Below are 13,702 nucleotides of genomic sequence, written 5' to 3' on the forward strand. Positions count from 1 at the left end.
GCGGTGACGCGGGAGTGTGGGGTATGGAGAGCATCAACCGGATGGCGGTCGAGCTGGTCGACGAGGCGCTCGACTTCGCCGACGAGCTCAACGTCGCGCCCTACGAACTCGATTCGGGCGCGACCGTGCTGGACTTCGGCGTCGACGTCGACGGCGGGGTCGAGGCGGGCGTGCTGCTCGCGGAGATACAGACGGCGGGGCTGTCGACGATCACGACCCGGATGGGCCGTGTCGACGGTGCGCCCGTCCCCCACGTCGAACTGTCGACCGACCACCCCGGGATCGCGCTGCTCTGTTCGCAGAAGGCGGGCTGGGAGCTCGACTTCGACGTGTTCGACGGGCTCGGCTCCGGGCCCGCCCGGGCGCTCGTCGGCCGCGAGAGCGAGTTCGAGGCTGTCGGCTACTACGACGAGTTCGACCTGACCGTGCTCGCGGTGGAGAGCATCGAACTCCCGGACGACCAGATCGCGGCTCACGTCGCCGACCTCGCGGGCGTCGAGGAGAGCGGCGTGTTCCTGCCGACGTTCGCGCTGGGCTCGATCGCCGGCAGCGTCGCCGCCGGCGCCCGCGCGCCGGAGATGGCGGTCTGGCAGCTGTTCGAGGCGGGGTACGACCCCGACGACGTGCTCTCGGTCTCCGGCAGCGCCCCCGTCGCGCCCGTCGGCTACGACGAGAGCGAGGCGATGGCCCGGACGAACGACGCGCTCGCCTACGGCGGCGAGGTCCACCTCACCGTCGCCGAGGACGACGCCGACGCGTTCGAGTCGATCACCGCCGCCGCCGGCGAGGAGTTCGGGCGCCCGTTCGCCGACATCTTCGAGGCCCACGACTGGGACTTCGAGGCGCTGCCGGCGTCGGTGTTCGGCCCCGCGGCGGCCACCGTCGACGTGGCCGACGGCCCGACGTACCGGTTCGGCGGGCGGAACGAGGCGCTGCTGGCGGAGAGCTTCGGCTTCTAGGCCGTGCGACTCAAACCGCTGCCCGAGGCGCCGACCGACCTCGACGCGGTGGCCGACGCCCAGTCGGCGGTGCCGCTGGTCCCCGGCTCGGAGAACGACTGCTGTGCCCGGTTGATGCGCCGCGAGGGCCACGAGAGCCGCGACGTGGCGCGGACGTGGCTCACGTTCCTCCGCGCGCTGGAGCTGGCCGAAGAGACCGACTCGGGGTTCAAACGCACCCAGCGTGAGCCGACGGCCGAGAACGTCCGAGCGTCGTTCCGCGAGCGGGTGTTCGGCGCGAGCGAGACGCTCACCGTGCTCCGGGAGGCAGAAGGCCCACTCGCCGCCGAAGCGGTGTTCGATCGCCTGCGCGACACCGTGCCGGGCTGGGAGCGCGAGCGCCGGCGACAGTGGGTCGACCACTGGACCGACCGCACCGAGCGGCTGCTCGACTGGCTGGTGCTGCTGGATCTGGCCGAGCGGGAAGAGGACGGCTACGTCGCGGGCTGACGGTCACTCGTCGACGATCGACTCGTCGACCGCGGCACGGCCGAGCACGAGCGCGCGGGCCGCGACGCCGCCGAGGTACGCCGCGGCCGCGGCGCCCCCGACCGGGATCACTCCCGGCAGCTCGACCGCAAGCAGCACCGTGACTGCGACGGCGCCGACCGCGACGCCGGCAGCGCTCTCGGCGACCGCGAGCGTCGCTCGCGTCCGCCGGTCGTCGACGCTCGTCAGCGGGTACGCGGCCGACAGCAGCACCGGCATCGCGACGCCGGTACCCACCGCAACGGCGTACGGCTCCGCGGCGACGCCCTCGCCGACGAGGGAGATTCTGACGACCGCCGTGACGACCGCCGCGAGCAGGGCGCCGGCGCCGAACCGCGCCAGCCGTCGCTTCGCGGTCGACTCCATCCCTTCGGGGAACGCTGTCCGGCGCGAAAAGCGTTCGGGCTACGTCTCGATCGACCGAACCGTCCCGACGCCCTTGCTCTGCCCCTCGCGGAACACGAAGCGCTGGCCCTCCTCGACGAGGTAGGGGCGGAACTTGAACCGGACCGTCGTCCGGCCGTTGTCCCCCGGAAGCAGCCGCCCGCCCTCGGGCGTGAAGATCCCGGCTTCGCTCACGGTTTCGAGGTGGACGACCGGCTCGTACCCCTCGCCGATCTTGGTCGGGTGGTTCAACACGACGACCTCCGCCTCGAACTCCCGCACGGGATCGGGGTCGGCCTCGCGGGGCAGCAGCGCCATCCCCCGCTCGATCTCCGCCTCCTCGACGCCCTTGAGGGCGATCCCGACGATCCGGCCTGCGCGGGCCTGATCGACGCGGTGGTAGTGCATCTCGATCGAGCGGACCTCCACCTCCCGGAAGCTCCCGTCGGCCATCGGCCCGAGCAGCAGCTCGTCGCCCGCCTCGACGGTGCCGGCGTTGATCGTCCCCGACGCGACCGCGCCGACGCCGGTGACGCTGTAAGAGCGGTCGACGTACATCCGGAACGGCGCGTCGGCGTCGGACTCCCGCTTGGGTAGCGCCTCGAACAGCGTGTCCAGATCGTCGAGCCCGTCGCCCGCGACCGCGCTGGTCCGGAGGATCGGAACCACGGTGCCGATCTCCTCGATCGCCGCGTCGACGCCGTGGCGTGCGACGGGCAGTGGCGTCTCGCCGACCTCCCTGAGCATCGCCTCGACCTCGTCCTCGACCTCCCCGACGCGCTCGTCGCTCACGGCGTCGGTCTTGGTGATCGCGACCATCGTCGGCAGTTCGGTCGCGAGCAGGATGCCGAGGTGTTCGCGGGTGGTCTTGGTCGGGCCGTCGTCGGCCGCGACCGCGAGCAGGCCGTAGTCGAGCTTCTGTCCCACCAGCCCGCGGATGGTCGTGCGGAGCCACGGCTCGTGACCCACGGTGTCGACGAAGCTGACGAGCCGATCGGCCTCCTGCACGACCCGGGCCCGGTCGCTCTTGCGGTGGGGGTTGTCCATCCGCACTGTGTCGCCCGCCTCGTCGAACCCGTACACCGCGTAGGAGAGATCCGCCGAGAGCCCGCGCTCGACCTCGTGGGGCTGCACGTCGAGGAACGAGCGGGTGTTCCCCTGCCCGTCGTCGCGCTCGCCGGTGACGAGCGTGCCCACGAGCGTCGACTTCCCGTGATCGACGTGGCCCGCGGTGCCGACGACGACGTGTTCGTCGTCCTCGCGTTCGAGCATCGCCCCCTCGCGGACCGTCGCGACGCCGACGAGCCCCTCGGCCCCGTCGCCGCCGTCGATCCCCCACGTCTCCACGTCCTCGATGTGGGCGTCGGCCTCGTCGGCCAACAGGGAGAGCACGTCCATCGACTCCGAGAAGGCGTCGGGGGAGATGCCCGCGATCGCGCCGTCGTCGTCGACGCCGACGACGTACGTCGCCTCACCGTCGCCAGAGAGCACGCGGTGGCGGAGTTGGGCAGCCAGCGACTCCATCCGACCGTCCGCGAGGTGGGTGTCGCGGGTGAGCCGCGTCTTGAACTCGACGGGACCGCCCTCCTCCTCGCCGCGCTCCAGGGCCCGCCGAAGCGGGGCCCGGTCTGCGCTCATGAGGCGGGGTAGGCGCCGCGGCCGATATATGCCTTTTCGTGTTGTGTCTCCCCATAGCACAGTAGCGCTCCGGAGCGGTTCGCCCGGTGGAGGGGAAGCGGTTATAGGTATCCGGAGCGAACCGGGTAACAGATGTCTACCGATATCGAGGACGCCGGCGTGACCGCGGAGGAGCAGGTGAGCGAGGGGCAAGCGACCGAGGTCTGTCCGGTCGTCGACGCCGTCGAACAGATCGGCTCCCAGTGGCGGCTCGTGGTGCTCCACGACCTGACCGAGGGGGAGAAGCGGTTCAACGAGCTCAAGCGCTCGACGGAGGCCAACGCCCGCACGCTCTCGCGCGTGCTCGACGACCTGCAGGAGTCGGGGTTCGTCGAACGGCGGCTGGAGGAGGACGCCCCCGTCGCGACGTACTACTCGCTCACCGGGAAGGGTGAGTCGCTCGCGCCCGTGTTCGACGAGATCGAGTCCTGGGCCAACGAGTGGATGGAGAGCTGTCAGGCCGCCACGGCCGACGACTAAGTTCCGATCTCGACCCGCGCGCCGCCGTCGTTCTCGGCGACGATCTCCCAGTCGTGTGCCTCGGCGATGCGCCGGACGATCCCCAGCCCGGCGCCCTGCCCGCCGTCGCCGGAGTAGCCCCACGCGAACGGGTCACCGTCGCCGAACCCGGGGCCGTCGTCGGTGACCGCGAAGCCGGCGTCGGTGTCGGTCACGCGAACGGTCACGTCGTCGCCGCCGTGCTCGACCGCGTTCCGAACGAGGTTCTCCAGTAACAGCGTCAACAGCGCCGGGTCCGCTTGGACCGTCCCCTCGACGTCGACGCGGATCGAGGCGTCGGGGGCGCGAACGCGGTCGGCGGCGCCAGTAGCGGCGGACGCGAGCGACACCGACTCGGTGTCGCTCACCTCGCCGGCGGCGATCACCTCCGCCTCGCGTGCGAGCCCCTCCAGCCGGTCGAGCGCGTCCCGCGCCTGCTCGATCGTCGGCCCCTCCAGCGAGTCGACGGCGAGCCGGGCCGCGCTCAGGTGGTTCCGTAGCTCGTGAGAGACGGTGTCGCCGAACGCCGCGAGCGGGTCGTTGTCGACTGCAGGCTCGGCGTCGGGCGCGCTCGCGACGAGCAATCGTTGGCGGATCACCGACGCGGCGGCGTCCGCGCCCGCGGGCGCCTGCTCGACCCCCGGCGGGAGCTGTCGCGCCTTCGACCCGACGAACACGCCCGGGAGCTGGTGGCCGCGGCGCGCGGCGGCGCCGAACACGTCGGCGGGCCGGCTCTCGATCCCGTCGACGACGACCAGCAACGTCACCTCCACCGCGTCGAGCGTCGCGAGCGCCTCGGGCGCCGACGCCGCTCGTACCGTCTCGATACCGTCGGCGGCGAGGCTGCGTTCGAGTGCTGCGGCTCTGTCGTCGTTCCCAACAACGAGAACGCGGCGGCGGGCGAACGGCGACTCCAGAGCCGGCGTCACACCCCCCGTTCGTGAGCCGCCCTCAATAATCGCACGCTCCAGTTACGAGATCTGATAGGTGCACTGTGAGGGACGTTCACAGACATTCGGAACGGGTTTCAGTCACGGATCAGAACGCCGCCCATGGACGACCAGCGGGCGACTGTTCGGGACGGCTACGACGCGATGGCGGACGCCTACGACGAGCAGCGGCGCGGCGCGCCCGCGGACAACGACGCGCTCGTCGCGCTGAAGGAGTCGCTCCCGGCGGCGCCGCGAGTGCTCGATCTGGGCTGTGGCGCCGGCGAGGGGCCGCTCCGGTATCTCCCGACCGAGCGCGCGGTCGGGCTGGACATCTCGACGGTCCAGCTCCGGATCGCCCGCGAGCGCGTCGACGCCGGGCTCGTGGCGGGCGACATGACCGCGCTCCCGTTCGCGGCCGACAGCTTCGACGCCGTCACCGCCTTCTACTCGGTGATCCACCTCCCGATCGAGGACCACGGCGACTGCTACGCGGAGGTCGCGCGGGTGCTCGAACCCGGCGGGGAGTTCCTGTTCAGCATCGGCGACGACTGGGCCGGGGAGAACGACGACTGGCTCGACGCCGGCGAGCGTATGGCGTGGTCGTTCCCCCCGATGGCGGAGACCGAACGCCTGCTGGCCGAGGCCGGCTTCACGATCACGGAGCGCTACGGCGTCCGCAGCGAGATGGACGACGTCGACTGGCCGTTCCTGCGCTGTCGGCTCGACGCGGAGTGAGCCCGCCCGAGCCGCCGACGGTCGCCGGTTCCTTTTTACTACCCCATCCGCTAGGTCGGGTATGGCCCAGTGTGAGATGTGCGGCGCGGAGAAGTCCTCGCTCACCACGACGAAAGTCGAGGGCGCGGAGCTCGAACTCTGCGACGACTGCAAGGACTTCGGCACGACCGTCGAGACCGAGTCGACGTCGACCACGTCGACGAAGTACTCGACGTCCTCCTCCGACGGCTCCTCCTCGTCCTCGACGAGCGGGGGGAGCAGCGGGGGCGGTGGCGGCGGGCGCCGCCGCGACATGTTCGACCAGATGGACGAGATCGCGGGCGACTACGACGAGCAGATCCGGACGGCCCGCGAGGACGAGGGGCTGAGCCGGGAGGACCTCGCGAAGGAGCTCAACGAGAAGGCCTCGCTGATCGGCAAGCTCGAGCGCGGCGACGTGCTCCCGAGCGACGAGGTGCGCAAGAAACTCGAGAAGCGCCTCGGGATCTCGCTGGCCGAAGGATCGGGCGACGACACGTCCGACTGGGAGACCGACTCCTCGATGACTCAGACCCTCGGCGACGTGGTCGAGCGGAAGGGCGAGTAGGACCCGCGCCTCGGCCGCCGACCTCGAACCGCCTACCTATTTGCCGGTCGGGACCCGCCTCCCGACGTGTTCGTCCTCGTCAACCTCAAAGCGTACGACTGTGACCCCGTCGCCGTGGCGGCAGCCGCGGCCGACGTGGCCGAGGAGACCGGCGCCCGCATCGCGGTCGCGCCGCAGGCCGCCCGCCTCGGCGCCGTCGCCGCCACGGGCGTCGAGACGTGGGCCCAGCACGTCAGCCCCGTCGCCCACGGCAGCCACACCGGCAGCACTCACGCCGACGCGGTCGCGACGACCGGCGCTGTCGGGACGCTGCTGAACCATTCGGAGAAACGACTCAAACTCGCGGATATCGACGCCGGCCTCGACGCCGCCGACGCGGCCAACCTCGAAACGGTGGTCTGCGCGAACAACCCGGACCAGATCGCCGCCGCGACGGCGCTCGGCCCGGATGCGGTCGCGGTCGAACCGCCGGAACTCATCGGCGGCGACGAGTCCGTCGCGACCGCCGACCCGGACATCGTCCGTGACGCGGTCGACGCCGCGGGCGAGGTCGACGGTGACGTGGACGTGTTCTGCGGCGCCGGCATCGCGACCGGCGAGGACGTGGCTGCGGCGCGGGATCTGGGCGCCGACGGCGTGTTGCTGGCTTCCGGGGTGGCGCTCGCTGATGATCCGGAGGCGGTGCTGCGGGATCTGGTCGATCCGCTCTAAACAGCCGCACGAACCGTTTACGCGTCTCGTTCCTCGATCACGTAGTGATCCTCGCCCTGCTCGACCAGCGTGCCGCCCTCTTTCAGCGTGACGACGTAGCCCGTCGGCGAGCGTTCGACCTCGTGAGGCGCGCGCACCCGGACGAGGTTCCCGATGAACTGCGCCGAGGGGGGTTTCTGTGCGGCGCCACAGTCGTAGACAGTGACGAGCTCGTCGCCCGCGTCGGCCTCGTACACCACCAGCCGGGCGTGGCGGTCGAGATGCCACCGGCCGTCACCCGTCTTGGGGAGTGCCCTCATGTGAGGTCGGTCGCGTTCTCGATCGCGTCGACCGCGTCCTCGACCGTCCCTGCGGCGGCGTTGCCGTCGAACGCCTCCGCGACGAGGTCGGGCAGCGCGTAGCGGTACCGACCCGCGCCGTCGTGTTCGATCACCCCCGCCTTCCGCAGCGTCCGGTTGCGCGCGTAGGCGTACTGGCGCTCCCCGGAGCCGCCGGCGGCGACGTGGGCGTCCAGCGGGGTGGCATCGCCGACCTCGCGGTAGTGGGCCAGCATCGCCCGAGTCACCTCGTCGAGCGCGTCGATCCCCTCGACGAACGCCTCGACGACCTCCCCCTCCGCGCGGAGTTCGGCGCGCCGGACGAGCCGGCTGAGGCGCTCGCCGCGGTCGGCGGTCGGGTCGGGGGGCTGCCCGTCGCCGTCGGTAGCGTCGTCGCGTTCCGGCGCCGAGCGCTCGATCGGTGCCGAACTGCCGAGCGACCCGCCCGTGAGATCCGAGGAGGACTCCATCGTGACGCCGAACGCCTCGTCCGTGGCTCCCTCGGACGCCTCAGTGCTCGACGCGTCGGAGGCTGACGCCGTTTTCACCGGCGAGAGGCCGGACTCCCGCGACGCCTCGTCGGTGTGCGCCGACTGCGCCGACTCGGCGTCGGCCGTCGGCTCCTCGCGATGGGACGCCCCGGCCGCCGTGTCGACCGTCGGTCGTACGCCCTCGTGGTCGCCGTCGGCTGTCGCGGCGCCGGTGTCCTCCAGCGGGTCGGTCGCCGGGTCCCAGTCCTCGTGCGATCTCGTTTCCGTCTCGTCGGTCGACTCGTCCGCCGGGGCATCGTCCGGCTCGGGATCGCCGTCGGGGTCGAGATAGCGCCGGTCGAGTTCGCTCTCCAGCCGCTCGATTCGGTCGGTCTTCGCGTCGAGTTCGGCCGTCAGCGCGGCGAACGTGTCGATGAGCGGGAGCGAGACGGCACGCTCGTCCTCGTGCGCGTCGGTGTCGGTGTCGTCGGTCATGGTGGGGGCGTCGCCGTCGTCCCGGCCGTCGGCGCCGGTCGGACGGTGGGCGACCGGAGCGGTCGCCGTGGTCGTCGTAACAGACCCACCGGGCCCACATAGGGTTTCCGACGGGGCTACTCGAACTCCTCGAGGGAGAACTGCCCCGACCGGCCCTCGCCGGCCGCGCGATCGCGGCCAGCGTCGTCCTCGCCGCTGCCGTCCGCGACCGCGTCGCCGGACTGCTGCTGACTCCCGACCGCGTCGTCGCGCGGTTCGTGCCCGTCGAAGCCGTCGAGGCTGGCCTGCTCGCCCGCGGTGAAGCTCAGCTTCGACACCCGCACCCCGAGCTTGCGGACCGGTTCGTCCTCGAACTCCGCGAGCAGCGAGAGCGCGGTCTCCTCGACCAGATCCGGGTCGTCGACGGGGCCCGAGAGCGACTCGGCGCGGGTGTTCACGTCGTACGGCGTCGTGACTGCCTTGATCCCGATCGTCCGGTAGAGCGCGCCCTTCGATCGTGCACGCTCCGCGACGGCGGCCGCGAGCGCGCGGACCTTCTCCCGCATCGCCTCCGTGTCGGTCGTCGCTTCAGAGAACGACGACTCCCGGGAGAGGCTCTTGGGCAGCCCCGTCGGCGTGACCTCGCGGTCGTCGTTCCCCCGAGCGCGCTCGTGGAGTTCGACCCCGCGGTCGCCGAAGCGGTCCTGCAGCCGGCCGGGGTCCGCGTCCGCGAGGTCGCCGGCGGTCTCGATCCCCATGTCGCGGAGTTCGCCCGCCCGCACGGGGCCGACGCCGTGGATCTCCTCGACGGGCAGCGGCGCGAGAAAGTCAGCGACCGTCCCCGGCGGCACGACAGTCAGCCCGTCGGGTTTGTCGTGATCGCTGGCGATCTTCGCGGTCGCCATGTTCGGCGCGACGCCGACGCTCGCCGGGACGCCCACCTCGCGGGCGATACGCTCGCGGACGTGGCGCCCGAACCCCTCCGCCAGCGTGCGCTGCTCGGCGGCGCCCGAGGCCCGGGCGGGCGCGTCGACGCGCTCCCACGACGTGCGGTCGGTCACGTCGAGGTACGCCTCGTCGATGCTCACCTCCCGCACCGTGTCCGCGCAGTCGTGCAGGATCGCCTTCACCTCGCTCGCGACGGACTGGTAGAACTCCATGTCCACCGGGCGGTAGTGGCCGCGGTCGTCGCCCGCCGAGCCGAGATCCGGGCGCTCGACGGGCGGCAGCCGGTCGACGGCCTGCGAGATCGGCTGGGCGGAGTCGACCCCGTACTCCCGGGCCTCGTAGGAGGCGGTCGCGACGGCGCCGATCGTCTCGCCTTCCTCGTACCCCATGCCGACGACGACGGGCTCGCCGCGGAGTTCGGGCTCCCGCAGGCGCTCACAGGAGGCGTAGAAGCAGTCCATGTCGACGTGGAGCACCACGCGGTCGGGCGACTCGTCGTCGCCGGTCCCGGGGAGGGTGCTCCCGCTCATGCGTGGCGTTCGGGCCGGGACGGAGAAGAGGGTTTCCCGGGCGCGGTGGAACTGAAATGCCGCCGAATACGTTCCGTCGGCTACTTCAGACGCTCCTGCAGGAAACAGGGGTGGGCCGCGGTCACGCCGTCGATTTCGAGGATCCGGTCGTTGATCACGTCGCCGAGCGCGTCGCCGTCCGCGGCCCGGACCTCCGCAAGCAGCATGTGGTCGCCCGAGGAGCTGTACAGCGACTCGATCGCGTCGAGATCCTTGAGCGCGTTCGTCGCGTCGACGTACTGCTCGCTGTCGACGTCCATCCCCACCAGCGCGATCGACTGGCCCGTGAGCTTCTTGGGGTCGACCTCGGCGGAGTAGCCGACGATCACGCCCTCCTCTTCGAGCTGCCGGACGTACTTCCGAACCGTCGGCTTGGAGACGTCGGCGCGCTCGGCGATCTCGGAGACCGACGCCTGCGCGTCCTCCTCCAGGATCTGCAGGATCCGGTCCTCGGTGGCCGACGTAGTCATGGAACTCGCTTCGCGGTGCGGGGAAAAATGCCTTGCGAAGCGGAAAGCGAGTCTCCGTGGACCCAAACGCTCGGCGCGGGCGGCCGCTACCGGCCGCCGACGCTCACTTGTGGTCGTCGAGGAACATGTCCGCGGAGCGCTCCCACTCGTAGTCGTCGTCGAAGTAGCGCTCGGCCAGCGGCTCCTCGGGCATCTCGCCGATCTGCCGTTTCTCCTGCTGGTAGGACGGGCGATCCTCGTCGACGTAGAACTTCCCGGTGAGCACCTCACCCTCGTAGAGGGCTTCCTCGGTCTCACGCATCATCTCGGCCGCCTCGTCCCGGTTCGTCGGGTCGAACTCGTAGTCGTCGTTCTCGTTGACGTCGATGTACGGGACGTACTGCTTGGCGTCCTTGTTCCAGGTCGGACACTGGGTCAGGAAGTCGATGTGGGCGAACCCGTCGTGCTCGATGGCCTCCTTGATCAGCTCCTTGGCCTGGTTGGGGTTGACCGCGGCGGTCCGGGCCACGAACGACGCCCCCGCGTTGAGCGAGAGCGAGAGCGGGCGGACCGGCTCCTTCGCCGAGCCGTGAGGCTGAGTCTTCGACTTGTGGCCCTTCGGGGAGGTGGGCGAGGTCTGGCCCTTGGTGAGGCCGAAGATCTCGTTGTTGAACACGATGTAGGTGAAGTCGTGGTTCTCCCGGGCGGTGTGCATGAAGTGGTTCCCGCCGATCCCGTAGCCGTCGCCGTCGCCGCCGGCGGCGATCACTTCCAGTCCGGGGTTCGCGAGCTTCGCGGCTCGCGCCACGGGCAGCGCGCGCCCGTGAATCGTGTGGAACCCGTAGCTGTTGAAGTAGGAGTTCAGCTTGCCCGAGCAGCCGATCCCCGTCACCGTCAGAGTCTCGTCGGGCGTGCGCCCGGCTTCGGGCAGGGCACCCTTCAGTGCCTTCAGGACGCCGAAGTCACCGCAGCCCGGACACCACGTCGGCTGGGGCTCGATCCCCGGCGTGTACTCGTCCTGTTCGATCTCGCGTTCGTCGCCGATTGCGCTGAATGCACTCATTGGTCAGTCACCTGCCGCGGGTACGAACGTCGTCTGGTGATCGGTGGCTTCCTCACCGTCGACGGTGTTGTGGAACCCCTCGACCACTTCGGCGGGCTCGAAGGGGTTGCCGTTGTACTTCAGGAGGCTCGACAGCTTCGGCCCGTACTCGCCCAGGTGTTTCTGGGTCAGGCCGCGGAACTGCGCCGAGGAGTTCATCTCGACGACCATCGCTTGGTCGACGCTCTCGATGAACTCCCGAACTTCCGTCTCCGGGTACGGCGCGAGTTCGCCGACCGCGAGCGCCTTCACGGACTCGCCGTCGGCGTTGAGTCGGTCGACCGCCTCCTCGACGGTGCCGACCATGCTGCCGAACGCGAGGATGCCGTAGTCGGCGTCCTCGGGGCCGTACGTCTCGTTGAGGCCGTCCTCGTTCAGCTCCTCGCGGATCGACTCGAGCTTCCGGGTCCGCCGGTCGACCTGCGCGACGCGGTTGTCGGGGTCCTCGCTGATGTGGCCGGCCTCGTTGTGCTCGTTGCCGGACGCGAGGAAGCGCCCGCCCTTCTGCCCCGGCACCGAGCGCGGCGAGACGCCGTCCTCGGGGTCGTGGCGGAAGCGCTTGAGCTTCCCGCCGGGCTCGTGTGGTGCCTCCGCGATCTGGTCCTCGGTGAGCGTCTTGCCGATGTCGGGGTTGGGCTCCCGGTCGAAGTGGCTCGCGGGGACGTTGCGGTACTCCCCGGAGAGCTTCTGGTCGTAGAGGATGATCGACGGGATCTGGTACTCGTAGGCGATCTGGAACGCCTTCCGCGCGTGGTCGTACGCCTCCGCGGGGTCCGCGGGCGCGAACACGACGCGGTTGGAGTCACCCTGTGAGGTGTACAGGACGTGTTCCAGGTCGGCCTGCTCGGGCTTGGTCGGCATCCCCGTCGAGGGGCCCGCGCGGGCAGCCTCGAGCAGCACGATCGGCGTCTCGGAGATCTCCGCCAGCCCGAGCGGTTCGGACATCAGCGCGAAGCCGCCGCCGGAGGAGCCCGACATCGCCTTCACGCCGGTGTGGGCGGCACCGATCGCCAGCGACGCCGCGGCGATCTCGTCCTCCACCTGCTCGGAGATCCCCCCGACTTCGGGGAGGTTCTTCGAGAGGATGGTGAACACTTCCGTCCACGGCGTCATCGGGTAGCCGGAGATGAACCGACAGCCTTCGTCGAACGCGCCGTAGGCGATCCCGTCGGAGCCGTTGACGAGCACCTGCTCCTCCTCGTGCTCGCCCTCGGGACAGGAGACCTCGATTCCGGAGAGGTCGTAGTCCTCCAGCACCGCCTCATACGCCTCGTTGAGGATCTCGAGGTTGGGTTCGAGGATCTTCTCGGGCATCGCGTCCCGCATCAGCTCCTCGATCGCCTCCACGGGGATGTCGGCGATCGCGCAAGTCGCGCCGACGCCGGCGGTGTTGCGCATCACCTCGCGGCCCTTCTCGCGGGCCAGCCCGCGGAGGTCGAGCGGGAACACGTGCCAGTCGTTCTCTTCGACGCGCTGGTCGAAGTTCGGTACCTCGTCGGCGTCGATGAGGCCGGAGTCGTAGACGATCACGCCACCCTCTCGGAGGTCGTCGAGGTTCTCCGAGAGCGGCTTGATCTCCTCTTTCCCGTAGTACGCCTCCTCCTGTGGGTTGCGCGCGAAGGAGTCCCCGAGCGCGAGGAGGAAGTCGTACCCGTCGCCCCGTGAGGTCACGTCCTCGGGGGCGGCCCGGACTTCCGTGTACGTGTGACCGCCACGGATCCGGGACGGGTAGTGTCGGTGGGTGAAGACGTCCAGCCCCGACCGCATCAACGCTTTCGCGAAGTTCTGGCTGGTCGAAGCGATCCCGTCGCCGGAACCGCCCGCGATCCGCCAGATGAGTTCGTCGTCAGTCATGAGTGGTACGGCGACCGACGGTCGGTCGCGTCTTCATGGGCATTCCCGCGCCGAGCCCAAAGCACTTGCTATCAGTTGTCAAGAAAAGACCGTGACAGACCGACGCCCCCGGGGGCGATCGCGACCGACGGCTCAGTGGCCGGCTTCCTGCTCCGGGAGCCCGTCGAGGTAGCGCGCGAACAGGAGCACGCCGAGGACGAGCACGGCGCCGCCGGCCAACTGCAGCGGTTGGCCGAACTGTGTGAGCTGTTCGCTGTGCACCAACTCGGAGCCCAGGGCGACCCCGACCAGTAGGACAGCCGTCCCGACCGTCATCGTGCCCCCGAGCAGGTAGGGCATCGAGGACTCGTTCTCGAGCATACCCGTAAACCGGGTGTGGAGTGATAAATAACGCACGGACGCGCCGTCGGGAACTGCTTCGACCGCTCCGTCTATCAAATCGACAAACTCGTTCCTGAAATTTAAGTACGGATACGAGGTGAAAGAACGCACTGTCAGATGAAACGAGT

The 13,702-nt window shown here is 70.3% G+C and carries 16 protein-coding genes; 6 read left to right on the forward strand and 10 right to left on the reverse strand.

The genetic code is table 11. The features are described from left to right. The first annotated feature begins 23 nt into the window (after window positions 1–23). Together mch and ACQUSM_RS04385 are read left to right on the forward strand one after the other, a co-directional pair. Window positions 24–959, forward strand: a complete 936-nt coding sequence (gene mch, locus ACQUSM_RS04380; RefSeq protein ID WP_435116115.1) for a methenyltetrahydromethanopterin cyclohydrolase — start codon at window positions 24–26, stop codon at window positions 957–959. A gap of 3 nt (window positions 960–962) precedes the next feature. Further along, window positions 963–1,448 carry a hypothetical protein gene (locus ACQUSM_RS04385; RefSeq protein WP_435116117.1) on the forward strand — a complete coding sequence of 162 codons (486 nt, stop codon included), beginning with the start codon at window positions 963–965 and terminating at the stop codon, window positions 1,446–1,448. Between the two features lie 3 nt (window positions 1,449–1,451). Here the strand turns inward: ACQUSM_RS04385 and ACQUSM_RS04390 are convergent, their stop codons facing one another. Further along, entirely contained in the window at window positions 1,452–1,853 is a 402-nt protein-coding gene (locus ACQUSM_RS04390; protein WP_435116119.1) for a hypothetical protein, read from the reverse strand. 39 nt (window positions 1,854–1,892) lie between these two features. Next, complete coding sequence (locus ACQUSM_RS04395) at window positions 1,893–3,509, reverse strand: GTPBP1 family GTP-binding protein (RefSeq protein ID WP_435116121.1); 1,617 nt, start codon at window positions 3,507–3,509, stop codon at window positions 1,893–1,895. A 132-nt stretch (window positions 3,510–3,641) separates the two neighbouring features. Here ACQUSM_RS04395 and ACQUSM_RS04400 point away from each other — a divergent pair, with 132 nt between their 5' ends. After that, a complete protein-coding gene (locus ACQUSM_RS04400; RefSeq protein ID WP_435116123.1) occupies window positions 3,642–4,028 on the forward strand; it encodes a winged helix-turn-helix transcriptional regulator in 387 nt (128 codons plus the stop codon). On the opposite strand, the gene ACQUSM_RS04405 is transcribed toward ACQUSM_RS04400, so the two are convergent. After that, window positions 4,025–4,975, reverse strand: coding sequence for an ATP-binding protein (locus tag ACQUSM_RS04405; RefSeq protein WP_435116125.1), 951 nt, complete (start codon window positions 4,973–4,975; stop codon window positions 4,025–4,027). The genes ACQUSM_RS04400 and ACQUSM_RS04405 overlap by 4 nt on opposite strands. Before the next feature lie 123 nt (window positions 4,976–5,098). On the opposite strand from ACQUSM_RS04405, the gene ACQUSM_RS04410 reads away from it, so the two are divergent. The 3 genes from ACQUSM_RS04410 to tpiA all read left to right on the forward strand — a co-directional run bounded on the left by ACQUSM_RS04410 (window position 5,099) and on the right by tpiA (window position 7,010). Then, complete coding sequence (locus tag ACQUSM_RS04410) at window positions 5,099–5,713, forward strand: class I SAM-dependent methyltransferase (RefSeq protein ID WP_435116127.1); 615 nt, start codon at window positions 5,099–5,101, stop codon at window positions 5,711–5,713. A 61-nt stretch (window positions 5,714–5,774) separates the two neighbouring features. Then, window positions 5,775–6,299, forward strand: coding sequence for a multiprotein bridging factor aMBF1 (locus ACQUSM_RS04415; RefSeq protein ID WP_435116129.1), 525 nt, complete (start codon window positions 5,775–5,777; stop codon window positions 6,297–6,299). A 66-nt stretch (window positions 6,300–6,365) separates the two neighbouring features. Next, window positions 6,366–7,010: a triose-phosphate isomerase gene (gene tpiA / locus ACQUSM_RS04420; protein WP_435116131.1), complete on the forward strand. Its 645-nt coding sequence runs from the start codon at window positions 6,366–6,368 to the stop codon at window positions 7,008–7,010. Window positions 7,011–7,027: 17 nt separating this feature from the next. Here the strand turns inward: tpiA and ACQUSM_RS04425 are convergent, their stop codons facing one another. The 7 genes from ACQUSM_RS04425 to ACQUSM_RS04455 all read right to left on the reverse strand — a co-directional run bounded on the left by ACQUSM_RS04425 (window position 7,028) and on the right by ACQUSM_RS04455 (window position 13,553). Continuing rightward, window positions 7,028–7,309: a hypothetical protein gene (locus tag ACQUSM_RS04425; RefSeq protein WP_435116133.1), complete on the reverse strand. Its 282-nt coding sequence runs from the start codon at window positions 7,307–7,309 to the stop codon at window positions 7,028–7,030. Next, window positions 7,306–8,292, reverse strand: a complete 987-nt coding sequence (locus tag ACQUSM_RS04430) for a hypothetical protein (protein ID WP_435116135.1) — start codon at window positions 8,290–8,292, stop codon at window positions 7,306–7,308. The genes ACQUSM_RS04425 and ACQUSM_RS04430 overlap by 4 nt, the downstream gene beginning before the upstream one ends. Window positions 8,293–8,408: 116 nt before the next feature. Beyond that, on the reverse strand, window positions 8,409–9,749 hold the full coding sequence (gene dinB, locus ACQUSM_RS04435) for a DNA polymerase IV (RefSeq protein WP_435116137.1): 1,341 nt from the start codon (window positions 9,747–9,749) through the stop codon (window positions 8,409–8,411). An 80-nt stretch (window positions 9,750–9,829) separates the two neighbouring features. Beyond that, window positions 9,830–10,258, reverse strand: a complete 429-nt coding sequence (lrpA1, locus tag ACQUSM_RS04440) for an HTH-type transcriptional regulator LrpA1 (protein WP_379730802.1) — start codon at window positions 10,256–10,258, stop codon at window positions 9,830–9,832. 103 nt (window positions 10,259–10,361) lie between these two features. Beyond that, on the reverse strand, window positions 10,362–11,300 hold the full coding sequence (locus tag ACQUSM_RS04445; RefSeq protein ID WP_435116140.1) for a thiamine pyrophosphate-dependent enzyme: 939 nt from the start codon (window positions 11,298–11,300) through the stop codon (window positions 10,362–10,364). Window positions 11,301–11,303: 3 nt separating this feature from the next. Then, window positions 11,304–13,193 carry a 2-oxoacid:acceptor oxidoreductase subunit alpha gene (locus tag ACQUSM_RS04450; RefSeq protein ID WP_435116142.1) on the reverse strand — a complete coding sequence of 630 codons (1,890 nt, stop codon included), beginning with the start codon at window positions 13,191–13,193 and terminating at the stop codon, window positions 11,304–11,306. Window positions 13,194–13,325: 132 nt separating this feature from the next. Continuing rightward, window positions 13,326–13,553 carry a hypothetical protein gene (locus ACQUSM_RS04455; protein WP_435116144.1) on the reverse strand — a complete coding sequence of 76 codons (228 nt, stop codon included), beginning with the start codon at window positions 13,551–13,553 and terminating at the stop codon, window positions 13,326–13,328. Window positions 13,554–13,702 lie beyond the last annotated feature (149 nt).

Origin of the sequence: Halolamina sp. C58 (assembly GCF_051195095.1) — an archaeon.
Lineage (GTDB): Archaea > Halobacteriota > Halobacteria > Halobacteriales > Haloferacaceae > Halolamina.